Here is a 23,232-nt window from a genome sequence, read left to right on the forward strand (position 1 = left end):
GAATCCGGATCAGGGCAGGAAGCGGCGCTCGACGCCGGCCGCGATGCGCTGGTAGCCCGACGCAGTGACCCGCACGAACACGTCGAGCAGCTTGGCCTCCCAGCCGATCAGCACGCGGCCCTGTCCCTTGCGCACGCCTTCGGTGATGGCCTGCGCGGCCATCTCCGCGGTGTGGATGGCCAACTTCTTGTCGAACATCGAGGCGGCCGACGTGCTGTCGATGCCTTCGGCGTAGGTGGCGTTGCGCGCCACTGCCGTCTTGATGCCGCCGGGGTGCACACAGGTCACCTTGACCGGGTGCCGGGCGACCAGCATTTCCTGGCGCAGCGACTCGGTGAAGCCGCGCACCGCGAACTTGGCCGCGTTGTATGCGCTCTGGCCGGGAACCGCGATCAGGCCGAACAGGCTGGACACGTTGACGATGTGGCCGTCGCCGGATTCGATGACCATCGGCAGGAACGCCTTGGTGCCGTTGACGACACCCCAGAAGTCGACGTCCATGACGCGCTCGAAGTCTTTGAATTTCGAACGGATCACTTCGCCGTGGTGGGCGATGCCCGCGTTGTTGTAGACCTGGTGCACCGTGCCGAAGCGCGCCTTCACCGTGTCGGCGTAGTGCAGTACCGCTTCGCGCTCGACCACGTTCAGCCGGTCGGATTCGACTTCGGCGCCGAGCTGTTCGCAACGGCGCGTTGTCTCGGCGAGGCCCTCGGTGTCGATATCGGACAGAGCCAGTTTTGCGCCGCGCGCGGCGAGATTCTCGGCCAGCGCGCGACCGATACCGGAGCCTGCTCCGGTGATCACACAGACTTTGTTTTTGAAGTAAGCGTCATTGCTCACTGTGCTACCGCTTTCAGGTCGGCTCGGGAGAGGGATACGTCGTAAGCGGCCACGTCGAATCTCTTGGTCCGCCTGCGGAATTCGAAGGTGAAGTCAGGCCACAGTGTGGTGTTGTTGCCGTGCTTGTCCAGGTACCAGCTGGAGCAGCCGCCGGTCACCCAGACGCTGCCGGACAGCTTCTGCTGCAGGTCCTTGTTGTAAGCATCCTGCATATCGCGGCGGACCTCAACGGTCCGAAGTCCCATTCGGTCGATGGTGGCCAGCGCGTCGGCGACGTAGTTGATCTGCGATTCGATCATGTACACCATCGACGTGTGCCCGAGGCCGACGTTCGGGCCGAGTAGGAAGAACATATTGGGGAAGTTGGCGATCGTGCTGCCCTTGTAGCCCTGCTGGCCGATCTCGTCGAAGACCTCCGACAGGGTGCGACCATCGCGGCCTGCGATCGTGTTGTAGGTCGGCGAGTCGGTGACGTGGAAGCCGGTCGCGACGATCAGGGCGTCGATCTCCCGCGCGGTGCCGTCCTTGGTGACGATCGAGTTCTTGCGGACCTCGGCGATGCCGTCGGTGATCACATCCACGTTGGGCCGGGCCAGCGTCGGATAGTAGTCGTTGGAAATCAGCATGCGCTTGCAGCCGATCCGGAAGTTCGGCGTGACTTTGGCGCGTAGCTCGGGATCGCGGATCTCCCGCCGCAGCTTCGCCTTCGCGAGCAGCTCGAACACCTGCATCAACGCGGGAAACTTGGCGAGGCCGACCACCTGGGTCTCGCGCGCGGCGTAGATCGCCGCACGGGATAGACGCTGTAGGCCGGGCACGTACCTGAAGGCCAGCCGCTCGGCCTTGGTGTACGGGCGGTCCAGCCGCGGCAGCAGCCAGGGCGCGGTGCGCTGGTAGACGTCCAGCCGGCCGACCTTCGGGGCGATGGCGGGCACGATCTGGATGGCCGAGGCGCCGGTGCCGATGATGGCGACCCGCTTGCCGGTGAGGTCGGCGTCGTGGTTCCACCGCGCGGAGTGGAAGATTTCGCCCTCGAACCCGTTGATGCCCTTGATGTCCGGCAGCGCGGGCTCGCACAGTGCGCCGACCGCGGACACCACGGTGTCCGCGGTGAAGCTGCCCTGGCTGGATTCGATCTCCCACACCGCGGAGTCGTTGTTCCAGCGGGCCCGGGTCACGTCGCAGTCGAAGATGTGCTTATCGCGCACGCCGTAGCGGGTGGACACGTTCTCGATGTACTGCTGGATCTCGCTTTGGCAGGAGAACGACCGCGTCCAGTCCGGGTTGAGTTCGAAGGAGTACGAATACAGGTGCGAGGGGACGTCGCACGCCGCGCCGGGGTAGGTGTTGTCGCGCCAGGTACCGCCGACATCGCTGCCGCGTTCCAGCACAAGGTAATCATTGCGACCCTGCTGGGTCAGTCGGATGGCCAGACCCAGACCCGCGAACCCACTGCCGATGATGATCGTCTTGGCGTGGCGGGTGGGCCGGTCAGCGACTACTTTGTCTGTAACCTTGCGACTCATGTATCTGAGGATACGGTTCGGCTGAGTGGCAGTCAACAGTATTGACTAGCGTTCAGTAAGCGTCGGTAGCATAGTCCGGTGAGCAGGAGGAGTTCCGGGGAAACCGCCAAACGGGTCCGTATGAGTCCAGACGAACGCCGCGAGCAGCTGATTGCCTTGGGCGCCAGGCTGCTCGGCGATCGAGCCATCGAAGACATCTCCGTCAGTGAGATCGCCGAACAGGCAGGCATCTCCCGCGGTCTGCTCTTCCACTACTTTCCGACCAAGCAGGACTTTCAGCTGGCGATCGTGCGGCATGCCAATGCCGAACTGCTCGAGCGCGTCACCCCGGACCGCAACCTGAGCGTCTTCGAGATGTTGCGCGACTCGATCGGGCGCTATGTCGAATACGTCAGTGAGAACCGCACCTCGTACCTCGCGCTGCTGCGCGGCCCCACCAGCGTCAGCCCCGACCTTGCCCCGCTGGCCGACCAGACCCGCGACGCCATCATCGGCATCATCCTTACCGAGGCTTCCATCCCCGTAGGCGACGCCGACCGCCCGCGCCTCACCCTCGCCATGCGCGGCTGGATCGCCTTCGTCGAGGAAACCTCCCTCGCCTGGCTGCGAACCGAACCCATCCCCCGCGAGCAACTCATCGACCTACTCGTCGAATCGCTGATCGCCATCGCCTTTTCCGTTGACCCGGCTTTGGCGGCCGTGCTGCGCGGCTGAGCTGCAACCCTCTGTCGGCGGCCGCCGTGCGGAGATACGTCGAAGCGCTACGGCGGCGCGCGTCCAGATCGGTGTCTATTCAGTCTGTCGGCGTGCAACACCCGTGCAGCGCAGTGGAGTGATCGACCACGTGCAGCCGAGGTCACCGCTACAGGCCGTCGTCGGTAGATCGACATCTCCAGCCGCGCAGCACATTTCTCACCATGAGCGGGATGACGTGGGCCGTAGGTTTGGCGCAGTGCGTCCGGATGGCTCGATCTCAGTAGCCCAGGACGATCCGTGCACCCAGTCCAATCGGTATGACGCCTACGATGCGCTCGATCCACGATCAGGTCCTGATATTCGACAGTATGGGCGCGATCGCTCTCAATTCGGCAGCAAACAGGGTCCACCACGCTACGGCGACAGCTGGAAATGTTGATGCCAGAATTGTCGTGGTTTGCATGTCGGGCTCAGTCTCCGTGATGAACTGAGGAATTGATCCGTCGCCAGCATTCGTCATCATCTGGACTGTAATCGATCTCAGGTATGGGATCACCGGGCCTGTAACGCTTTGCCATGATTGCTATAGCGATACGTCTGCGACGGTAGTTATCGTCGCTGTTGCCGGGGTGGTCCGGCGTCAACATTGCAGTTGCAGGGTCATTTTTGTCCGACTCGGACAACGTACCATATTCTACTGTAGGCATGGATGCCCCTTTTGCAAAACGAGCTATAACACAGTCGAATTTCTTCGATTCTCCACGAAATGAGCCACTCGCTGGTACCGAGTCGTGCGTATTCGATCGAGCGTCCAGTCGCAAGCTCTAATGAGTACTACCAGCCTTGAGGATGATGCGGACATGTCTTCGCTTACTGTCTATGCATAATCGCGGTTCCTGATTGCCTCCGCATGGCAGGAAGGATACCTGAGTAGTGCGTAAGTAATTCGCGGCATGTCGGATGAGTCCCCGAATTCTATTTCGCTCGGGCAGAATCCCCGTGTGCGTGATAACTACGGACGCAAACTGGGTAGCGAGACGCTCGAGGTGGCGCGCGGTCGAGCAGGCCATCGGCGCGAATCCCGAGAGGTGATGCGGACGTTCGTGTTTCGTCACAACGCTGTCTACGGGTGGCTGCCCGGAAAATGCGCGGCATGGGTCGCCGGATAGCCGAAGACAGCACAACATGGCCTTGCCGACGATGGATGGCTGTCTTAGGACGAGATGGGCAGCACTGAGTACGTCAGCGACGGTGGTCGGACGATGGTCCATGTGTTGGGTAGATCCGCAGACCATCACCGCCCCTCCGCCTTCTTGCCGGACGCGGCATGCCTTAGTGCTGCCAATACCATGCTCTTACAGTGCCTCTCGGGTTCTCGCCAGACTAGGCACCGAATACGGTGTAGTGGTCGATTGTGTGGAACGCGATGGAGGTGGCCGCTGATGTTGGTCATCAACGAACATACGAAGGCGCCCCGACCCGAGCAGCGTGTGCTCGACTGGATGCGGACCTGGACCGGGCAATACGTCATTGTGGGACTGGCGATCTCAGGGTGCTACCTACCAGACCGCAATGGCAAAACAGCGGCGCAGGAAACCGATCTGGTCGTGATCACGCCCAGGGCTGCGGTCGTGGTCGAGGTGAAGGGGACCGCGCCGGAAGCCATGACCGGCGTTCTTTCGGTGCAAGCCAACGGGCGCTGGCGGCTCTCCGGCTTCGAGGGTGACCCGATCCCCGTGCGCGACAACGACAGCAGCCCGTTCGACCAGGTGTCGAGCAACGTCGTCGATCTAGCGGAATTGGTGTGCAAGCACCACGTCGACGCCTTCGTCGACGGCTTGATCGTCGTGGTGCCGCCCAGAGATTCGAACATCACGCTGAACATCGAAACACGCAGGCGCGGTTGCGGGGTGGTGCTCGGTGCCAGCCCTCGCGAGCTGCGGGCGTGGTTCCACCGCACCGCGAGCCGAAAGCTCATCTGGACCGCCGAGCGTGTGTACGCCCTGCTCGGCGACTTGAACCTAGCCGATCAGGTGACCCTCGAAGAGCTGGTAGCGGATGGCTTTCCGCTGGAGCGGAAGCTGCGTGCCGGGACAGCGTTGCCGACGTTCGAAAGCGCAACGCGCGAGCCTCGTCCGGTCGATGACACGCCTTCATCCGAAATCTCGAACGCCTCCGGTGTGCCTGCGAATGGGGACGTCCCGCCAGCCCATTCCACAGTCGAGCAGTCGGACACGGCGCCGATTGCGCCGCAGCTCCACGAATCCAGCGGGATACTGCTGGCCGAGATCGATGATATGCCAGACGAAGACGAGCAGGCGGCATCAGTGTGGCCGAGTCCGCCGCTCGCCGCGGCACACTCGCGGGCGCGATCCGACGCCTCGGAACCGGGCACCTCGGATTCGGACGCCTCGGATTCGGACACCTCCGAATCGGACGCCTCGGGACCGGACACCTCGGAGCATGTGGTGTCGGAGCCCGTGGTGTCGGGCGCGATAGTCCAATCCGGTCTGGAAAGCCGAGAGTGGGAGGCCCGCCCACCGTCGGCTCTCACGGATCAGCAGCCGCTCGGTACCGCGGACGTGCCAGAAGACGGTCCGGCGGCGTCGGCGCCCGAGTCGCATTACTCGGAGGGCCTATCCACGGTAGGGCCCGCGCGGACGCAACCCACAGAGCCGCAACCTTGTGCGCCCGAATCCTATGCGCCGAAATCCTTCGTAACTGGATCAGCAGCGCCGAAATCTCTCGCGCCGAAGCCCGCCGCACCAGAACACTCGGTATCGAATCCCCTTTCGTCGGACCCGGCACTCGATCCCGCTGCACAGTCGGCGCCTCCGTTGTCGTCGCCCTTCACAGACCGGTGGTCGTCCTGGATCGAATCCGACGCCGACCGGCCACTACACCCTCACCCGGCATCATTGCGCTCGCGCCCCACACCGCCACCAGAGCCACATCGACTGCCGCCGCGATCCACGTCGAATACCGAAGCGCGGCCACTGCGGCGGCCGACCACCCCGCCCATCGTCGAGCGTCGACCACGTATCGCGGATCGCCGGCGAATCGCCCCACTTCTCCTGAGTATTACCGGCCGCGCAAGCGGACAACCACGGCCGGTCCGCCATCGCCCGCAGCAGATCGCGGCCGCGGTGTTGATCGCGGTCATTATCGGCGCCATCTGGCTGTTGGCCGCCGCCTGCTCGACCCCACACGATGACGCCGTAGAGCAGAGACCATCGCCCGTGTCGACCACCGAGGTCGTCGGACCACCTCCGACTGTCGCGGAAACACCGGCTCCACTGAATTTGCTGCCGCTGTGCCTCCCGTTCCGATCCGATTGCTGACGTAGCTGCCGATTCGTTGCGCTGGACCTCATTCACCAGCACGTGGAGAAATGGACGAACGCCGGGTCGAATCGCTCTGGGAAGAGAGCGATTCGACCCGGCGTCAGGTCTGGAAACTACGCGGTCGGTTCGAACGCTTCCGCGACGATCTCGGCCTGCTCCACCGCATGTACCTTGCTCGAACCCGATGACGGGGCCGACATGGCGCGGCGGGAGATGCGGCGCAGTTTGCCGAGGCGGTCGGGGAGGACCTCCGGGAGATTGAGGCCGAAGAAGGGCCAAGCACCCTGGTTGGCCGGTTCCTCCTGCACCCAGGCGATGTCGGTGGCGTTGGGGTAGCGGTCGAGCGACTCGTTCAGGCGGAAGGTGGGCAGCGGGTAGAGCTGCTCGATCCGCACGATCGCGACGTCCTCGCGCTTCTGCTTCGTCTTCTCCGCGGCCAGCTCGTAGTAGAGCTTGCCGCTGGTCAGCAGGACCCGCTTCACCTTGCCGCGGTCGCCGATGCCCTGCTCGTAGGCAGGTTCATCGAACACCGAGCGGAACTTGCTCTCGGTGAAGTCTTTCAGATCCGACACCACGGCCTTGTTGCGCAGCATCGACTTCGGGGTGAAGACGATCAGCGGACGGCGGATGCCATCCAGCGCGTGGCGGCGCAGCAAGTGGAAGTAGTTCGCCGGGGTGGACGGCACCGCGACGGTCATCGAACCCTCCGCGCACAGCTGCAGGAAGCGCTCGATGCGGCCGGAGGTGTGGTCCGGACCTTGGCCCTCGTGACCGTGCGGCAGCAGCAGCACGACATCCGACAGCTGGCCCCATTTGGCTTCACCGGAGGAGATGAACTCGTCGATGATCGACTGGGCTCCGTTGACGAAGTCACCGAACTGCGCTTCCCACAACACGAGCGCGTTGGGGTTGCCCAGCGAGTAGCCGTATTCGAAACCGACGGCGGCGTATTCGCTCAGCGCCGAGTCGTGCACCGCGAACCAGCCCGGGTTCTCGCTGCCGATGTTGTGCAGCGGGGTGTACTCCTCGGCCGTCTTGCGGTCGATGATCACCGAGTGCCGCTGGGTGAACGTGCCACGCCGGGAGTCCTGGCCGGTCAAACGGACCGCATGACCCTCATCGATCAATGTGCCGAAGGCGAGCAGCTCGGCGAAGGCCCAGTCGACCTTGCCCTCGTAGGCCATCTCGCGGCGCTTCTCCAACACCGGCTTGACGCGTGGGTGCACGTTGAAGCCCTCGGGCACATGGAGGAACGCGTCACCGATGCGCTGCAGGATCGTCTTGTCCACGGCCGTCACGACGGTCGCGGGCACCGGCTGGTCGTCTTCGACCGATTCGCTCGGCTCCGGTGTGTACTTCTCCAGCTCGCGGACCTCGTTGAACACCCGCTCCAGCTGGCCCTGGTAGTCGCGCAGGGCGTCCTCGGCCTCTTTGAGCGAGATGTCACCACGGCCGATCAGGCTCTCGGTGTACGCCTTGCGGACGCTGCGCTTGGTGTCGATGACGTCGTACATGTACGGCTGCGTCATCGACGGGTCGTCACCCTCGTTGTGTCCGCGGCGCCGGTAGCAGATCATGTCGATCACGACGTCCTTGCGGAACTTCTGCTTGAAGTCCACCGCCAAGCGGGCCACCCAGTCACAGGCTTCCGGGTCGTCACCGTTCACGTGGAAGATCGGCGCACCGATGAACTTCGCGATGTCCGTGGAATATTCGGTGGAGCGGCTGTTCTCCGGCGCCGTGGTGAAGCCGATCTGGTTGTTGACCACGATGTGGATGGTGCCGCCGACCCGGTAGCCACGCAGACCCGACAGGTTCAGCGTCTCGGCGACCACGCCCTGACCCGCGAACGCGGCGTCACCGTGCAGCATCAGCGGTACGACCGAGTAGCCCTCCGGCCCGTCGCCCTTGTCCAACAAGTCCTGCTTGGCCCGGACCAGGCCCTCCAGGACCGGGTCGACCGCCTCCAGGTGCGAGGGGTTGGCGGTCAGCGAGACCGCGATCTCGTTGTCGCCGAACATCTGCAGGTAGGTGCCGTGCGCACCGAGGTGGTACTTCACGTCGCCCGAGCCGTGCGCACCGGCCGGGTTCATGTTGCCTTCGAACTCGGTGAAAATCTTCGAGTACGGCTTGCCGACGATGTTGGCGAGCACGTTCAGCCTGCCACGGTGCGGCATGCCGATGACGACCTCGTCGAGCGAATGCTCGGCGCACTGGTCGATCACCGCGTCCATCATCGGGATGACCGTCTCGGCGCCCTCCAGCGAAAAGCGCTTCTGCCCGACGTACTTGGTCTGCAGAAAGGTTTCGAAGGCTTCCGCCGCGTTCAGCCGGTTCAGGATGTACTTCTGTTGCGCGACAGTCGGCTTGACGTGCTTCTGCTCGACCCGTTCCTGGATCCACTGCAGCTGCTCGGAATCGAGAATGTGGGTGTACTCCACACCGATGTGGCGACAGTATGCGTCACGCAGGATGGAGAGCACCTCGCGCAGCTTCATCTGCTCTTGACCGTGGAAGCCGGCGACGTTGAACGTGCGGTCCAAGTCCCACAGGGTCAAGCCGTGCTGGGTGACATCGAGATCCGGGTGGCTGCGGAACTTGTCCTTGACCAGACGCAGTGGATCGGTGTCGGCCATCAGGTGGCCGCGGTTGCGGTATGCCGCGATCATCTCCAGCACGCGCGAGCTCTTGTCGACGCCACGCTCGCGGATGTCCTTGCGCCAGCGGACCGGCTCATAGGGCACACCGAGGCCGTGGAAGATCTCGTCGTAGAACTCGTCGGAAATCAGCAGCTGGTGGATGGTGCGCAGGAAGTCACCTGACTCCGCACCCTGGATGATGCGGTGGTCGTAGGTGGAGGTGAGCGTCATCAGCTTGCCGACGCCGAATTCCGCGATTCGCTCGTCGCTCATGCCCTGGAACTCGGCCGGGTACTCCATGGCGCCCGCGCCGATGATCGCACCCTGGCCGTTCATCAGGCGGGGCACCGAGTGGACGGTGCCGATGGTGCCCGGGTTGGTCAGCGAGATGGTGACGCCGGAGAAGTCCTCGGCGGTCAGCTTGCCGTCGCGGGCACGACGCACGATGTCTTCGTAGGCGGTGTGGAACTGCCCGAAGGTCATCGTCTCGCAGCCCTTGATGGCGGCGACGACGAGCGAGCGGCTGCCGTCCTTGCCGGGCAGGTCGATGGCGAGACCGAGGTTGGTGTGGGCAGGGGTGACCGAGTTCGGCTTGCCGTCGATCTCGGCGTAGTGCCGGTTCATGTTCGGGAAGGCCCTGACGGCCTGGACGATGGCGTAACCCAGCAGATGGGTGAAGGAGATCTTGCCGCCCCGGGTGCGGGCGAGGTGGTTGTTGATGACCAGACGGTTGTCGATCATCAGCTTGGCGGGGATGGCGCGCACGCTGGTCGCGGTGGGGATGGCCAGCGAGGCTGCCATGTTCTTCGCCACGGCCGCGGCGGCGCCACGCAACACCTTGGCCTCGTCGGTGGCGGTGTCGGCCTGCTTCGGGCCGGAGGTCGGCGTCGCGTTCGAGGTGGGCGCCGGGGTGGTTTGCGGGGTGCGCGCGGTGACCTTGGCGGGCGCGGCGGACTTCGCGGGCGCGGCAGGCTTCGGGGCCGCGGGCGCGGGCGTCTTCGGGGCCGCGGGGGCAGCGGCAGCCGGAGCTGCTGAAGGCGCGGCCGCCGGAGCCGGGGCGGCAGCCTGCGCGGGTGCGGGGGCGGTCTGGCTGTTACCAGAATCACCACTCACCTCAGGCGTGTAGTCGGCCAGGAACTCGTGCCAGCTCTCGTCGACCGAGGATGGATCCTGTTTGAACTTCTGATACATCTCGTCGACTAGCCACTGGTTCTGTCCGAACTGGGAAGTTGAGCTGCTCACAGCAGGTGTTCGCCTCATTTCGTTCTTCGCGCTGCGACGTTTGTGACGTGCCCGGCACAGGGATCAGCGGATACGCGCCGATGCGCCTGTCTGAGGATAGGCCCAGCAGCAAATCGGCGGATCTACTGACCACCACCCGACACCCCCGACCTCATAGGTGACGACTCGTCGATACCCGAGAATATTCCCCCGGTCTCGCGGGCCGCTGCCCAGAGCCGGGCATAGGGTCCCGCGGCGGCGAGCAGTGCGGCGTGCGGACCGAATTCTACGATTCGGCCGTGGTCGACGACAGCGATCCGGTCAGCGCGTGCGGCCGTCCCGAGCCGGTGCGCGACGATTACCGTAGTGCGGTCCCGGCTCACCGATCGGCTCGCTGCCAGCACCGATGCTTCGGCGTCCGGATCGAGCGTCGCGGTGGCCTCGTCGAGCAGCAGCAAGTCCGGGGCGACCAGTTCGGCCCGGGCGAGCGCGATCAGCTGGCGTTGGCCCGCCGACAGGCCGCGGCCCCGCTCTCCGACCGGCTGACCCATACCGAGCGGGAGAGCGGCGATCATGGCGGTCGCCCCCACCGCGGCGGCGGCCGCGGCGACCTCCTCGGCGGTGGCGGACGGTTTTCCGAATGCGATGTTGCTCGCCACATCGCCGGTGAACAGGTGAGCTTCCTGCGGGACGATGCCGAGGCGGGAGCGGTATTCGGCGAGGCGGTAGTCGCGGATGTCGACGCCGTCGACCCGGATAGCCCCTGACCTGCTCGAACCACTGTTCTGCTCGGTCGTGCCGGGAATGTTCCGCTCGGCCGCATCGGCACCGCTGCGCGCATCGGCACCATCGCCGTTCTGCTCGGCCTTGCTCAGCGCACCAGACTTCGGACGACCGCCCGTGCCGTTCGTCACATCCGCGGGCAGGTCGTACAGACGCGCCAGCAACTTGACGACGGTCGACTTGCCCGCGCCGGTCGGTCCGACCAGCGCCAGTGCGGAACCCGCCGGGATCCGCAGCGAGACGCCGTCCAGAGCCGGAACCAGACTGCCCGCGTACCGGAATCGGACATCGTCGAAGGCGACATCACCGCGCAGCCCCCGGTCGATCGGCACCGGCTCTGCTCGGTCGGCGGCGATCGAAGAGGGCGTGCGCAGCAGATCCCCTATGCGGCGCAGGCCCACCTTGGCCTGCTGATACCCGTCGAACACCTGTGACAGCTGCAGGATCGGCACGAACAGCAGCTGTAGGTACAGCACGAACGCGACCAGCGTTCCCGCGCTGGTCGTACCGTGGGCGACCTCGCGCGCACCGACGAACACCACCGCGGCCAACGCCAGATCCGCCCAACCCACCACAAACGCGAAATACAGCGCGATCGCCCGCTGCGCCCGCAACCGGCTGTCGCGGTAGCGCTGGGAGTACTCGGCGAAGCGGCGGGCGGCACGTGGCTCATGCCGGTTTGCCTGCACCGCGCGCAATCCGGTGACGTTCTCTTGGAAGTCGGCGTTGACCGCCGACACGTGCTCCCGCGACACCATGTATGCGGTGGACGACACTCGCCGGAACAGCGCCGTCGCGATCACCAGGGCAGGCAGCATCACCAGTACAACGAGGGCCAGCGAGACATCGATGGCGAGCAGCGCGACCGCGATGCCGGCCAGCGTCAGCACGCCGACCAGGGCGGTGGCCACCCCGGTCTGCAGAAACGTCGACAATGCGTCGACGTCGGTGGTCATCCTTGTCATGATCCGGCCGGAGAGTTCGCGTTCGTAGTAGTCCAGGCCGAGTCGTTGCAAATGCGCGAAACTGCGCACTCGCAGCGCGAAGAGCACCCGCTCCCCGGTGCGCGCGGTCAGCACCGTGGTCGCCGCGCCGACCGCCCAGCCCACGGCGGCGAGCACCGCGCCGAGCAGGGCGACGCGGACCAGCACCTCGGCGTGGTCGCCGACCACGCCGTTGTCGATCGCGTAGCGCACCAGCGGCGGGAAAGTGATGCCGATCACCGCGTCCGCCGTGAGCAGTGCCATCACCAGCAGCACCAGCCAGCGGACCGGGCGCAGCATGCGGGGCAACCGGAACCCTGGATCCGGCTCGCGCAACCGTTGTGCGTCCAGGCCCGGCTGCTCGGTGGCGGGTGGCAGGTGCTCGATCGTGCGGCGCAGCTCGGGCGTCTCACTGAGATCCGCCGTCGCGCCCGCGAAGCGGCCGCCGCCCGAATGCGGGGGCGGTGTCTGCCCGGCCCGCACCGTGGTCGCGGCGGCGTCCGGCGCGGAGGCGATGTGCCCTGCGGGCGCGGGTAGCCGAATGATGCGATCGGCGTGGGCGAGGGTCGATTCCCGGTGCGCCAGGATCAGCGTGGTCCGTCCGCCGCGGTCGGACAGCGCGTCGAAGATCGCGGCCTCGGTGACCGCGTCCACCGCCGAGGTGGCGTCGTCGAGCACGAGGATGCGCGGGCGCGCCAGCAGCGCCCTGGCCACCGCGATCCGCTGTCGCTGTCCGCCGGAGAGGGTGAGCCCGCGCTCGCCGACTACGGTGTCGTATCCGTCGGGCAACTCGGCGATGAAGTCGTCGGCGGCGGCCTGGATCGCCGCCTGCCGGATCTCCTCGTCGGTCGCCTCCGGTCGCCCGAGCGCGATGTTGGCGGCGATGGTGTCGGAGAACAGGAACGGATCGTCGAAGACGACGCCGATCGCCGCGCGCAGGTCGGCGGCGCGAACGTCGGCGATGTCGACCCCGACGACGTCGGCTGCGCGGGTCGCGTCGGCGTGCGGATCGGTGTGCGCAGCGGCGGAGGCGCCTGCTCCGCTGGTCCGACGTGCGTCGGGGCGCTCGGAGAACAGCTGGATGCTGCCGGAATCCGGCGCGTAGAACCTGGGGAGGAGCAGGGCTAGCGTGGACTTGCCCGAACCCGCCGGGCCGATGATCGCCACGGTTTCGCCGGGCCGCACGCGCAGATCCATCTCACGAAGCACAGGCTGCTGGGGGTCGAAACCGAAAGTGAGCGTCTCGATGTCGATGCCGAGCGGCCCGTCCGGCAGCGCGGCCGGACGTTCGGGGTCCGCGATGACGGGCGCGGTATCGATCACCTGGAAAACCCGCTCGGCTGCGGCCCTGGTCAGCTGGGCCATGACGATCACCGACGAGAGGATGCGCGCGGTACCGGTCATGGTGGCGACGTAGGCGGCGAACGCGACGAAGGTGCCGATGCCGATCAGGCCGTGCAGCGCGAGCAGGCCGCCGAGCACGATCACCGCGACCATGCCGACCTGCGGAATCGCCGCGACACTCGGCGCGAACCGTGCATCGATCCGCGCGGCGCGCATGCGCTCCGCGAACAGCGTGCGGCCCAGCCGCTCCAGCAGACCGACCATCCGCGCTTCCTGCCCGAAGCCCTTGACCACACGCACGCCGGTGACCGTCTCCTCGACGTGCTGGGCCAGATCGGCGGCGCGCTGCTGCGCCGACCAAGTCGCCGCGTGCAGCCGTGGTCGCACCCGGTAGACCACCAGACCGATCGCGGGGACCACCAGCAGCGCGACGGCCGCCAGCGGCGGGGAGAGCCAGAGCATGACCGCGGCGGCGAGCACGAACTCCAGCAAAGCCATGCCCGACAGCGGCGCCATCGCCATTAGTCCCTGCACGAGCTGGAGATCCGTGATCGAGCGCGATACCACCTGCCCGGTGCGGATCGTGTCCTGCCCGATCCCGTCCAGTCGCTGTAACGACCCGAGGATGTCCAGCCGCAGCGTGTGCTGCACGTCCAGCGCCATCCGCCCGGCCAGCAGCCGCCGACCGAACCCCGCCGTGGACCGGCCGATCCCCAGCAGCACGATCAGTCCCGCGACCGCGCCGATCGCCGCCGTGTCACCGATGCCTGCCGCGTCGACCGCCCGTTTGATCAGCAGCGGGCCCGCGGTCTCGGTCACCGCGCCGACGAGCAACGCCGCCGCGAGCCCGACGAGCACCGTGCCGTGCGGCCTGCACTCAGCCCACAGCCTGCGTATCCATCCCGGTCTGTCGCCCCCGTCCACGTCGCCTACTCGCCCCTTTGGTTGTACCGCGCTACATAGCGACGGTACCGCCACCCGCCGACACGTCGTTGCTCCCGAAGACCCTTCAGACCCTTCAGACCTTCGAGTCAGAGATCGCGAGTGCGCAAGCTCCACCAGGTCGCGGCGCCGAAGCTGAGGGTCCACAGCAGCAGGACCACGACGGCGGCCGGGGCGGGGGCGAGGAAATCACTGTCGGGGTAGGAGCCGACGGCCACGGTGCTGACGGTGGCGGAAAGCGGCAGCAGGGTCACGCCGCCGGCCATACCGATGCCGCGCGCGATCAGCCACAACAGTGGTTCCGCGACGGCGATCCAGCCCAGCAGCAGCCCGACCGCGGCGGCCGACGACCGCAGCAAGAGGCCGACACTCGCCCCGATCAGCGACCAGCAGACCGCGGCAAGCAGCCCGCCGCCGAGCGCGGCGAACAACTCGGCGGTGAAACCGAACTTGCCCCGGCCGAAGACGAGCAGACCGGCGAGGGCGACCAGCTCGACCGCGAACGCGGTCGCCAGCGCGACGCATCCGGTGACCAGGAACTTGGCGGCGGCGAGCCGGTCGCGGTCGGCGGCGAACAGCGTGGTCACCGCCATGGTGTGGTGCCGGTACTCCGTGCCGCTGCTCACCGCGCCGAAGATCGCGCCCGCCAGCACGACCACCGCGAGACCCACGTAGAGCCCGATCGTCGCGGCCCCGGTGGCGGGCTCGCCCTTCGGGGCCGCAGGTCCGGCAAGGCTCGCGGACACGATGCCCGCGATCAGCGCAATCGCGAGGATCACGCCGACGACCACCCGGCCCGGCGGCAGTGTGAGGACCTTGCGGACCTCGGAGTTGACGGTCGGCACCAGGTCCGCAGGGAGGAGGGGGATCATCGTGGGATTCCGTAAGGCATCGGCGACGGTTGCTGAGTGCCGATACCGGCGGGCCCGGCGAGGCCCGGGTACTGCGGCGCGGGTGCGGCGGTGGATTTGGTCAGCGACGCCAGAACCCGGTCGGGGTGGATCGAGTCGGGGACGATGCTGTCCAACCGCACCTGCGCCGCCGCGGCCGCCGCCCTGATCTGTGCTTCCGTCGCCTCGGCCACGGCGAGTCGCCCGTCCGTCCGGATCACCGCGTCGGTAAAGCCTTGTGCGGCAAGCATGGTCGCCAGCGCGATCGGTGTGGACGCCGCGACGACCAGCCGGTCCGGATGTCCGCGCCGCAGCCGTGCGGGGCTGCCCTGGTACACCACCGTGCCCTCCTTCAGGACGATCACGGTGTCGGCGCTGGGCAGCACCGCTGCGAGACTTTCGCTGGACAGCAGCGCGCTGCCGCCTTGCCGAGCGTGCCCGCGCAGAAAGTCCTGCAGCCAACCGCGTTCCGCGGCGTCGAGTCCGTCCATCGGGTCGTCGAGCACCAGCAGCGGGGGATCGGGGAGCAACGCGGTCGCCAGCGCGAGTCTGGTCTGCTGCCCGGCCGACAGGCCGCTGATCTTGGTGTTTGCTTCCTCGTCCAGCCCGACGATCTCCAGCACCTCGGGGACCCGTGCGTCCGCGACATCGGCCGCGGCGGCGTAGCTCCACAGATGGTCCCGCGCCGTCCTTGCCGGATGCAGACCGCGTGGCGTGAGCACGCCGCCGACCATGCGGGAGGATCCGGCCGCGTCCTGCCGGGCCGACCAGGGGCCACCGACGAAGGCGGTCCCGGAGGTGGGGGCGAGCAGGCCGAGCAGCAGCCGCAGGACAGTGGTCTTGCCCGCGCCTAGAGGACCGACCAGCGCCGCTATGGTGCCGGATGACACGGTGAAGCTCACGTTCTCCACGGCGGGTGTCAGGTCGTACCACTTCGTCAACGCCTGGACCGAGAACGCGAGCGGACGCGCCCCGCTCATTTCGGCGTCTTCGGGGGTTTCGGCTGCCCCGGGTCGATCGCGGTGAGTGGATCGGCGTCGACGACGAGATGCCGGTCGGCGGGCCACACTACGGGCGGGGGACCGAATGCCTTGCGCGCGTTGGTGATCGTGGACTTGCCCAGCGCGCGGTTACCCGCGCCGCCGATCAGCGCACCGATACCCGCGGGCAGTACCTTGCCCGCCATGAGCGCCGCACGTTTGGTGATGAACCGGACGATGAACCGCTTCACCAGCGAATCGTTCATGCTCGACAGGCCGGGAATCCGGTTGGCGAACACCGTGCCCCAGTTCTTCGCCGAGGTGCCGACGCTCTTCTGCACGATCTCCATGCCGCTCTCGCCGAGCACGACGGCGAGCACCAGCGCCCTGCGCTGTTCCCGGTCCTCCGGTGAGATGCCGTGCACCGCCGCCACCGCGAGGGTGAACACCGCCGACGCCTCCATGAAGAACGTGGTCTCGGCGCTGACCGCCGCGATCGCGGCGACGGTGCCGACACCGGGCACCGCGGCTGTCGCACCGACCGCGCTACCGCTGCCGGTGACCGCGAGCAGGTACTGCTTCTCCAACCGCTCGATGATTCGCGCGGGGGTTTCGTCGGGATGGGAGCGCCGGATTCGGTCGACGTACTTGGCGACCGCGGGTGCCTGCAGGCGGGACCCGGTATCGAGCAGCTGAACCACCGTCTTCTCGAACGCGCCTTTGACCATCGGCGGCATCCTCCTCTTCCCGTCTGCTTGGTGAACTGTAGGGCACCCGCGGCCGTCAGCTCGTCATGACAACGAACTACCCAGCCGGATCGGTTCCACTACATCGGACGGTGCAGCGCGGGCACGCGGTCGGCCAACGGAGGAGGAGGCGGCGGGGTCCCCTCTCCGAACGGCCTGCCGCCGAGGGCTTCCCTGCCGTGCGGGGTCAGCCAGTTCGCCGGCTCGGGCCCCTTCGGGACGATCCCGGTCGGGTTGATGTCCCGGTGCACCACGTAGTAGTGCGTCTTGATCTGCCCGAAATCGATGGTGTCGCCGAAACCGGGGGTCTGGTAGAGGTCACGCGCGTACGCCCACAGCACCGGCATTTCGGCGAGCTTCGACCGGTTGCACTTGAAGTGCCCGTGGTACACCGGGTCGAACCGCACCAGCGTGGTGAACAGCCGAACATCAGCCTCGGTGATCGTGTCGCCGACCAGATATCGTTGCGCCGCAAGGCGTTCCGAGAGCTGGTCCAGCCGATCGAAGAGTCGGTCGTATGCGTCGTCGTAGGCGTCCTGCGACCCGGCGAAACCGCAGCGGTAGACGCCGTTGTTGACATCGCGGAACACTGCGCGATTCACCTCATCGATCTCGGTGCGCAACGCCTCGGGGTACAACTGCGGCGCACCGGGCCGGTGGTAGGCGGTCCACTCGGTGGAGAAGTCGAGGGTGATCCGCGCGTAGTCGTTGGTGACGACTCGGCCGGTCGGCACGTCCACGATCGCAGGCACTGTGATGCCGCGCGGATAGTCAGGGAACCGCGCCAGGTACGCGTCACGCAGCCGGGGGATGCCGAGCACCGGGTCGACACCGCCGGGATCCAGATCGAAGGTCCAGCTGAGCTTGTCGTGGGTAGGCCCACACAAGCCGAGCGAGAGTACGTCCTCCAGTCCGAGCAGCCGGCGCACGATCAGCGTGCGATTGGCCCACGGGCACGCCCGGGCGGCGACCAGGCGGTAGCGGCCCGGCTCCACCGGGTAGCCGTCTCGGCCGTCGGCCGTGATCCTGGTGGTGATGTAGTTGGTGTCCCGCTTGAACTCGCCCGGCTCGACGTAGGAACCGTTTTCACTGGCCGACTTGGTCACCTGGACAGTCTCGCAGATCGACGTCCTGGTGGGCGCTGTCGGACGTAGTCCGTCCCCCGCCGCGCATGGCCGGAGCGAAGGCGGAGGTACGCCCTAGTGGGCGCTGCCGGACGTAGTCCGTCCTCAGCCTGCGCATGGCCGGAGCGAAGGCGGAGGTACGCCTAGGCTGACCGGATGAGTGAAACGAAGGCCACTCGGCTGGAGCGCGAGATCACTGACGGCGGGGCGGAGGTGGCGATCCTCACCCTCGCCCATCCGCCGCTCAACCTGTTCGATCGATCCATGCTGGACGCGCTGATCGCCGATATCGGCGAGCTGTCGGTCCGCCCGCCGCGCGCGGTGCTGCTGCGCGCCGAAGGCAAGGTGGTGTCCGGCGGCGTCGACGTGCACGTGTTCGAGGGGCTGACCATCGAGCAGAGCGCCGAGCTGTGGCGCACGTTGTTCGCGCAGATCATCCACCCGTTGGAGGCGCTGCCGTGTCCCGTGGTGTTCGCCGCGCACGGCTTGACCCTGACCGCAGCCTTCGAGATCGCGCTCGCCTGCGACATCCTGCTCGCCGCGCCGAAGGCAAAGTTCGGGCTGGTGGAGACCGTGGTCGGGCTGACGCCGTCGATGGGCGGCCCGCAGCGCCTCGCCGAGCGCGCGGGTTCGGGCCGGGCCCGCGAGTTCGTGATGACCGGCGATCTCTACGACGCTGCCACCATGGCGGACTGGGGCGTGGTGAATGCCGTGCACGACGACGTCGATGCGGCGGCGAAGGAATTGACCCACCGTCTGGCCCATGGCCCGACAAAGGCGCACGCCGCGACCAAGAAGATCATCGAGGCGTGGCGTTCCGGTGGTGTGGCGCATGCGGATTCGGTGACACCGGAGGCGTCCGGCGCGCTGTTCGCCACCGACGACCTGAAGGGTGCGGTGCGCAGCTTCCTCGAGGTGGGTCCAGGGAAGGCCGGCTACTCCGGCCGGTGACAGGTCGGACACGTTCGTCCGCTATCCCAGCGAGATTGTGACATGCATCATATAGTCGCAGTGCCTGCTGACTCGAGGCACGCGGAGGACGAATGTCGCAGTTGCTCATCGAATACCCCCTGACCCGCCCGCATGTCTGGGACAACCCACTGGCCCGGGGCGCGGACGGGGTGCTGCGCTACGGAAACCTCACGCCCGCGCTGACCGAACTGCTGGATCTTCAGGTCCACGCGTTCTCGACCCGCGAGGCGGTTGTCGAGGTCGGCGGGCCACGCCTGACCTACCGGGAACTGTGGCACTCTGCCTCGCGGATCGCCGGTGGGTTGCAAGAGCATGGCATCGGCTACGGCGACCGCGTCGCCATCCACATGCCCTCCGGTGCGCGCTGGGTGCAGGCCTTTCTCGGCGCATTGCTCAGCGGCGCGGTGCCGGTGCTGGTGCACGACGGTCTGCCTGAGGCAGTTGCCGAGCGCGTGATCGCCGACAGTCGCGCCGATTTCGTGCTCGGGCGGGCGCGCGCGGGGGCCGAACTGCCCGACGGGGCGGCGTACATCGATGACGGTGCCGCACTGGGGGATTTGGCGCTGCTGTGCTACACCAGCGGAACCACCACCCCCAAGGGCGTGGAACTGACCAACGAAAACCTGCTTTCGGCCGTACGGTCGATGGTCGCCGCACTGGATTTGCCGACCGACGGCCTGCGCAACCTGGTGCTGCTTCCGTTGGCGCACGCCAGCGGCTGTGTCGATCAACTCCTGCCGACCTTCGCGGTCGGCGGCACCGTCGTGCTTGCCCGGGACACCCGCGCGCTCGCGGAAGCCATCGCGGTCGAAAGGATCGACATGGTCTCGGCGACGCCGCGGATTTTCGCGGGCCTACTACCGGAACTGGCCGAGTTGCGCGCCGAGGGGTTGTGTACCGAGGGCATCGCCCGGATCAGCAAAGCCGGTCATCGCGGCGAGCGCGCCGCCGCAGCCGCTACGCCCGCCGATCTGACCGCCGAACTGCGTGGCATGTTCCCCACCGCCCGACAATGGTCGGTCTGGGGCGCGACCGAGACCAGCGGCATCGGGCTCGCCGTGGACGACGCCGAACAGGCGGAGGAACCCTCCGGCGCCGACGCGGTGCTCGGATTCCCGTTCGGTGGTACGGAATTGGCGCTGTGGGGGCCGCGCGCGACGGCAGGCCGCGGTGAGCTGCTGTGCCGTGGACCGAATGTCACGCCGCGTTACTGGAACGATCCGACCACCACTGCGGCGCGGTTCACCGGGACCTGGTTCCACACCGGCGACCAGGTGACCATCGACGCAGACGGCTTGGTCCGAAGGGGAGCGGCGCTCGCCGAATGATTCGGTCTTACTCGAGCATTCGCGCGCGTAGCCGGGCGCGCAGGTCGGGCGTCAGTCCGACGGCGGCGAGGTAACCGTCGGGATTGCCGTGCAGGTCGCGCATCGCGGCGCTTGCGGTGTCGAGGTACTCCGCACGCACGCCCAGCAGATCCACCGACACCTCTTCACCGCCGAGCAGTTTCGTCGTCATCAGGGAGCGCAGCGCCGGGATGGCTCCGTTGCTGAGGAGGAAGTCGGCGAGCACGTCGGCCTCGGTGACGCCGACCGCGCGCAGAAGTGTGGCGATCGCCCAGCCGGTGCGGTCCTTGCCCGCCGCGCAGTGTACGAGCACGGCGCCGTCGCCGCGCACGATGGATTCGGCGATGGCGAGGATCGCGGCGTTCGCCTCGGGCAGCGCGGGGAACATCCGGTAGACCTCGAGCATGTACGTGAACGCGGTCTGCGCGGTGGCCTCGTGTGGGGGCGCCTCGGCCATTCTGGAGTCGAACGGTGTGACGGTCAGCCGGACGTCCTCTGGTAGCCGATCCGCGCCGATATGCTCGATCTCACGCTGTCCGCGCAGGTCGTGCACGTCGCTGACGCGCAGGTCGTGTAGCGCCGCGTGGCCCGCGGCGTCGAGGCCGCTCAGCTGAGCCGAACGCAGCAGCACGCCGGGGCGGACCTTCGCGCCGTCGACGGTGCGCAGTCCGCCGGTGTCTCGGAAGTTGAACGTGCCGGAGAGAAAGTACTGGTCGGCGGGCGGCGAGAGAGTCACCGGTCCAGGCTATCGGCCTTCCGGTACGAAAAGGCGTCGTACCGGATCGAGCGCCTGACGACGGGTGCCCGATTTGAGTGGTTCGGGTGTGGGATCGATCACAGGATTCGGGTGCACGGAGGCCGGTACCGTAGAGTGCGATACGGTCTGTCGTGCGGCAGATGGGGCCGAGATCGACCGCCATGGCGCGATTTTCGGAGCGCCTTATCGGGTCCCGGCGGTATCGCGTTTGGGTAACAAAACATTCTTTCAGTCTGAAATACCCATTGAAGCCGTTCTCAAAACCCGAAAAACCACTACCATTGACGAACGTTGGACCGGGCAGCCTGGGGGTTCCCGAGATGGCCCGCCCGTTCAGCGAGTCGCGCCGACGAAGGTGCGCGAAATTTTTTCGCCGAGGGAGTCGTCGTTGAGCACACGTGGAGAAGTAGTGGCAGAGGCGGGGTTGCGGCCGACCATCTGCGCGGCGGTCGACGAGGCCGCGGCCACGCTGGATCACACCGGGGTCCGCGCACTGCGGGTGCTGCTGCACTCCGGGATCAGCGCGTACTGGCCGTTGATCACGGCCGCTCCGACCAAGCACCTCCGGGCATATGAGGCGACAGTGCAGACGTTGTGCACTCGCTGGGGGGTGCGGACAAGCTGCGCCGCGGACCCGGTGGCGTCGGCGGCCTATCAGGAGATGGACACCGAGGTCGCGGCATTCCTCGAGCTGTGCGCGGAGCGATCGGGAACGCAGTGGCTCGAACCGGTCGGCGCGATCGCCGCATACGTCGTATCGCTGGTCCGGGGTGCCGTTTTGCGCTGGCTGGCCGATGGCAACGACGAAACCATACTGGTGGTGCTGGATGATCTGGTCAGCGTGTTGACTACAAAGGCCATCGAGATCTAGCAAATGCTGGACGTTTGACCAGTTTGGTGGTTGAGTATTTCTGGTGACCGAAACGTCGCCGATCGTGGCCCTGCACGCGGCCACCGTCGAGCTGGATCCGCCGCTGGCCGTCCTGGACCTGGTTGCCCTGCGCGCGAATGCCGCCGATCTGGTGCGCCGCGCCGCAGGCATACCGGTGCGTGTGGCCAGCAAATCCGTGCGCTGCCGCACCGTGCTCGAAGAAGTGCTCGGCGCAGATCTCACCGCCGCGGGCGGCTTCGCGGGCATCATGTCCTACTCCCTACGCGAAGCGATCTGGCTGGTACATCGCGGAGCCCGCGACATCCTGCTCGGCTACCCGAGTGTGGACCGCGCGGCGCTGGCCGAACTGGCCGCCGACGACACACTGCTGCGTTCCATCACGCTGATGATCGACGACGTCGCCCAACTCGACCTGATCCGCGGCGCCGTCGGCACCGACCGGGTGCGCCCACGGGTCTGCCTGGACGTCGATGCCTCGTTGCGGATCGGCCCGATCCATCTCGGTGTGCGCCGCTCCCCGGTGCGGACACCCGAACAGGCCGTGGCATTGGCGAGCGAGGCGCTGCGCCGCGGGTTCGACGTAGTCGGCGTGATGACCTATGAGGCGCAGATCGCCGGGCTGCCCGACACCACTGTCGCGGTGCGCCTGGTGAAGCGGGCGTCCGCGGCGGAGATCGCCAAGCGCCGCGCGAAGGTACTCGACGCGGTCCGCTCGGTGACCGGCAAGCTGGAGATCGTGAACAGCGGCGGCACCGGGTCGATCGAGGTCAGCGTCGCCGACCCGGACGTCACCGAGGTGACCGCGGGTTCCGGCTTGTACGTGCCGACACTCTTCGACCACTACCGATCGTTCACCCCGAGGCCCGCACTGTATTTCGCCACCTCTGTGTTACGGCGACCGACGCCGACCATAGCCACCGTCTTCGCGGGCGGCTACCCAGCCTCCGGCCCGACCGGACCGTCGCGGGTGCCGAAACCGGTGTGGCCCAGCAGAGTGAAGCTGCTCGGCACCGAGGGCGCGGGCGAGGTGCAGACCCCGCTGTCGGGGGCCGCGGAGCTGCGCATCGGCGATCGGGTGTGGTTTCGGCACGCCAAGGCCGGTGAACTCTGCGAACGGTTCGACACCGTGCACCTGGTGGAGGCCGACGGCTCCCGCAGCTCCGTGCCGACCTACCGCGGCGAGGGCGCCTGCTTCGGCTGACCCAGC

16 protein-coding genes are annotated in these 23,232 nt (G+C 67.0%); 6 read left to right on the forward strand and 10 right to left on the reverse strand.

Annotated features, from left to right (window positions below):
- Nucleotides 1-9 precede the first annotated feature (9 nt).
- Together AB0H00_RS28170 and AB0H00_RS28175 are read right to left on the reverse strand one after the other, a co-directional pair.
- Entirely contained in the window at nucleotides 10-840 is an 831-nt protein-coding gene (locus AB0H00_RS28170; RefSeq protein WP_357272158.1) for an SDR family NAD(P)-dependent oxidoreductase, read from the reverse strand.
- Complete coding sequence (locus AB0H00_RS28175; RefSeq protein WP_357272160.1) at nucleotides 837-2,366, reverse strand: NAD(P)/FAD-dependent oxidoreductase; 1,530 nt, start codon at nucleotides 2,364-2,366, stop codon at nucleotides 837-839. Before AB0H00_RS28175 ends, AB0H00_RS28170 begins: the two co-directional genes overlap by 4 nt.
- A 120-nt stretch (nucleotides 2,367-2,486) precedes the next feature.
- On the opposite strand from AB0H00_RS28175, the gene AB0H00_RS28180 reads away from it, so the two are divergent.
- Nucleotides 2,487-3,080, forward strand: coding sequence for a TetR/AcrR family transcriptional regulator (locus tag AB0H00_RS28180; RefSeq protein WP_357272213.1), 594 nt, complete (start codon nucleotides 2,487-2,489; stop codon nucleotides 3,078-3,080).
- Nucleotides 3,081-3,532: 452 nt separating this feature from the next.
- Here the strand turns inward: AB0H00_RS28180 and AB0H00_RS28185 are convergent, their stop codons facing one another.
- A complete protein-coding gene (locus AB0H00_RS28185) occupies nucleotides 3,533-3,769 on the reverse strand; it encodes a hypothetical protein (RefSeq protein ID WP_357272162.1) in 237 nt (78 codons plus the stop codon).
- Nucleotides 3,770-4,504: 735 nt separating this feature from the next.
- Between AB0H00_RS28185 and AB0H00_RS28190 the strand changes: the two genes are divergently transcribed.
- A complete protein-coding gene (locus tag AB0H00_RS28190) occupies nucleotides 4,505-6,403 on the forward strand; it encodes an NERD domain-containing protein (protein WP_357272164.1) in 1,899 nt (632 codons plus the stop codon).
- 116 nt (nucleotides 6,404-6,519) lie between these two features.
- Here AB0H00_RS28190 and AB0H00_RS28195 read toward each other — a convergent pair whose 3' ends face one another.
- The 6 genes from AB0H00_RS28195 to AB0H00_RS28220 all read right to left on the reverse strand — a co-directional run bounded on the left by AB0H00_RS28195 (nucleotide 6,520) and on the right by AB0H00_RS28220 (nucleotide 18,040).
- Nucleotides 6,520-10,305, reverse strand: coding sequence for a multifunctional oxoglutarate decarboxylase/oxoglutarate dehydrogenase thiamine pyrophosphate-binding subunit/dihydrolipoyllysine-residue succinyltransferase subunit (locus AB0H00_RS28195; protein WP_357272166.1), 3,786 nt, complete (start codon nucleotides 10,303-10,305; stop codon nucleotides 6,520-6,522).
- A gap of 104 nt (nucleotides 10,306-10,409) precedes the next feature.
- A complete protein-coding gene (locus AB0H00_RS28200) occupies nucleotides 10,410-14,300 on the reverse strand; it encodes an ABC transporter ATP-binding protein (RefSeq protein ID WP_357272168.1) in 3,891 nt (1,296 codons plus the stop codon).
- Nucleotides 14,301-14,407: 107 nt separating this feature from the next.
- The gene (locus tag AB0H00_RS28205; protein WP_357272169.1) at nucleotides 14,408-15,190 is read right to left on the reverse strand and encodes an ABC transporter permease; all 783 of its coding nucleotides are present in this window, start codon (nucleotides 15,188-15,190) and stop codon (nucleotides 14,408-14,410) included.
- Nucleotides 15,187-16,188 (reverse strand): ATP-binding cassette domain-containing protein, encoded by a 1,002-nt coding sequence (locus AB0H00_RS28210; RefSeq protein ID WP_357272172.1) that lies wholly within the window; start codon nucleotides 16,186-16,188, stop codon nucleotides 15,187-15,189. Before AB0H00_RS28210 ends, AB0H00_RS28205 begins: the two co-directional genes overlap by 4 nt.
- Nucleotides 16,185-16,916 (reverse strand): hypothetical protein, encoded by a 732-nt coding sequence (locus AB0H00_RS28215; protein WP_357272174.1) that lies wholly within the window; start codon nucleotides 16,914-16,916, stop codon nucleotides 16,185-16,187. The genes AB0H00_RS28210 and AB0H00_RS28215 overlap by 4 nt, the downstream gene beginning before the upstream one ends.
- A 98-nt stretch (nucleotides 16,917-17,014) precedes the next feature.
- A complete protein-coding gene (locus AB0H00_RS28220) occupies nucleotides 17,015-18,040 on the reverse strand; it encodes a glutathione S-transferase C-terminal domain-containing protein (protein ID WP_357272176.1) in 1,026 nt (341 codons plus the stop codon).
- A gap of 174 nt (nucleotides 18,041-18,214) precedes the next feature.
- Here AB0H00_RS28220 and AB0H00_RS28225 point away from each other — a divergent pair, with 174 nt between their 5' ends.
- Together AB0H00_RS28225 and AB0H00_RS28230 are read left to right on the forward strand one after the other, a co-directional pair.
- Nucleotides 18,215-19,009 carry an enoyl-CoA hydratase/isomerase family protein gene (locus AB0H00_RS28225; RefSeq protein WP_357272178.1) on the forward strand — a complete coding sequence of 265 codons (795 nt, stop codon included), beginning with the start codon at nucleotides 18,215-18,217 and terminating at the stop codon, nucleotides 19,007-19,009.
- A gap of 92 nt (nucleotides 19,010-19,101) precedes the next feature.
- Entirely contained in the window at nucleotides 19,102-20,358 is a 1,257-nt protein-coding gene (locus AB0H00_RS28230; protein ID WP_357272180.1) for a long-chain fatty acid--CoA ligase, read from the forward strand.
- A 7-nt stretch (nucleotides 20,359-20,365) separates the two neighbouring features.
- Here AB0H00_RS28230 and AB0H00_RS28235 read toward each other — a convergent pair whose 3' ends face one another.
- Nucleotides 20,366-21,112, reverse strand: coding sequence for a tyrosine-protein phosphatase (locus tag AB0H00_RS28235; RefSeq protein ID WP_357272182.1), 747 nt, complete (start codon nucleotides 21,110-21,112; stop codon nucleotides 20,366-20,368).
- Nucleotides 21,113-21,521: 409 nt separating this feature from the next.
- Between AB0H00_RS28235 and AB0H00_RS28240 the strand changes: the two genes are divergently transcribed.
- Entirely contained in the window at nucleotides 21,522-22,004 is a 483-nt protein-coding gene (locus tag AB0H00_RS28240) for a TetR family transcriptional regulator (protein WP_357272184.1), read from the forward strand.
- 43 nt (nucleotides 22,005-22,047) lie between these two features.
- Nucleotides 22,048-23,226 carry an amino acid deaminase/aldolase gene (locus AB0H00_RS28245; protein ID WP_357272187.1) on the forward strand — a complete coding sequence of 393 codons (1,179 nt, stop codon included), beginning with the start codon at nucleotides 22,048-22,050 and terminating at the stop codon, nucleotides 23,224-23,226.
- Nucleotides 23,227-23,232 lie beyond the last annotated feature (6 nt).

Origin of the sequence: Nocardia sp. NPDC023852, from assembly GCF_040639505.1 — a bacterium.
Taxonomy (GTDB): Bacteria; Actinomycetota; Actinomycetes; order Mycobacteriales; family Mycobacteriaceae; genus Nocardia.

What these genes read in the sequence shown, in the direction of transcription:
- AB0H00_RS28175 (WP_357272160.1), bottom strand. Translation starts at nt 2,366, where the DNA reads ATGAGTCGCAAGGTTACAGACAAAGTAGTCGCTGACCGGCCCACCCGC.
- AB0H00_RS28180 (WP_357272213.1), top strand. Translation starts at nt 2,487, where the DNA reads ATGAGTCCAGACGAACGCCGCGAGCAGCTGATTGCCTTGGGCGCCAGG.
- AB0H00_RS28185 (WP_357272162.1), bottom strand. Translation starts at nt 3,769, where the DNA reads ATGCCTACAGTAGAATATGGTACGTTGTCCGAGTCGGACAAAAATGAC.
- AB0H00_RS28190 (WP_357272164.1), top strand. Translation starts at nt 4,505, where the DNA reads ATGTTGGTCATCAACGAACATACGAAGGCGCCCCGACCCGAGCAGCGT.
- AB0H00_RS28195 (WP_357272166.1), bottom strand. Translation starts at nt 10,305, where the DNA reads ATGAGGCGAACACCTGCTGTGAGCAGCTCAACTTCCCAGTTCGGACAG.
- AB0H00_RS28205 (WP_357272169.1), bottom strand. Translation starts at nt 15,190, where the DNA reads ATGATCCCCCTCCTCCCTGCGGACCTGGTGCCGACCGTCAACTCCGAG.
- AB0H00_RS28210 (WP_357272172.1), bottom strand. Translation starts at nt 16,188, where the DNA reads ATGAGCGGGGCGCGTCCGCTCGCGTTCTCGGTCCAGGCGTTGACGAAG.
- AB0H00_RS28215 (WP_357272174.1), bottom strand. Translation starts at nt 16,916, where the DNA reads ATGGTCAAAGGCGCGTTCGAGAAGACGGTGGTTCAGCTGCTCGATACC.
- AB0H00_RS28225 (WP_357272178.1), top strand. Translation starts at nt 18,215, where the DNA reads ATGAGTGAAACGAAGGCCACTCGGCTGGAGCGCGAGATCACTGACGGC.
- AB0H00_RS28230 (WP_357272180.1), top strand. Translation starts at nt 19,102, where the DNA reads ATGTCGCAGTTGCTCATCGAATACCCCCTGACCCGCCCGCATGTCTGG.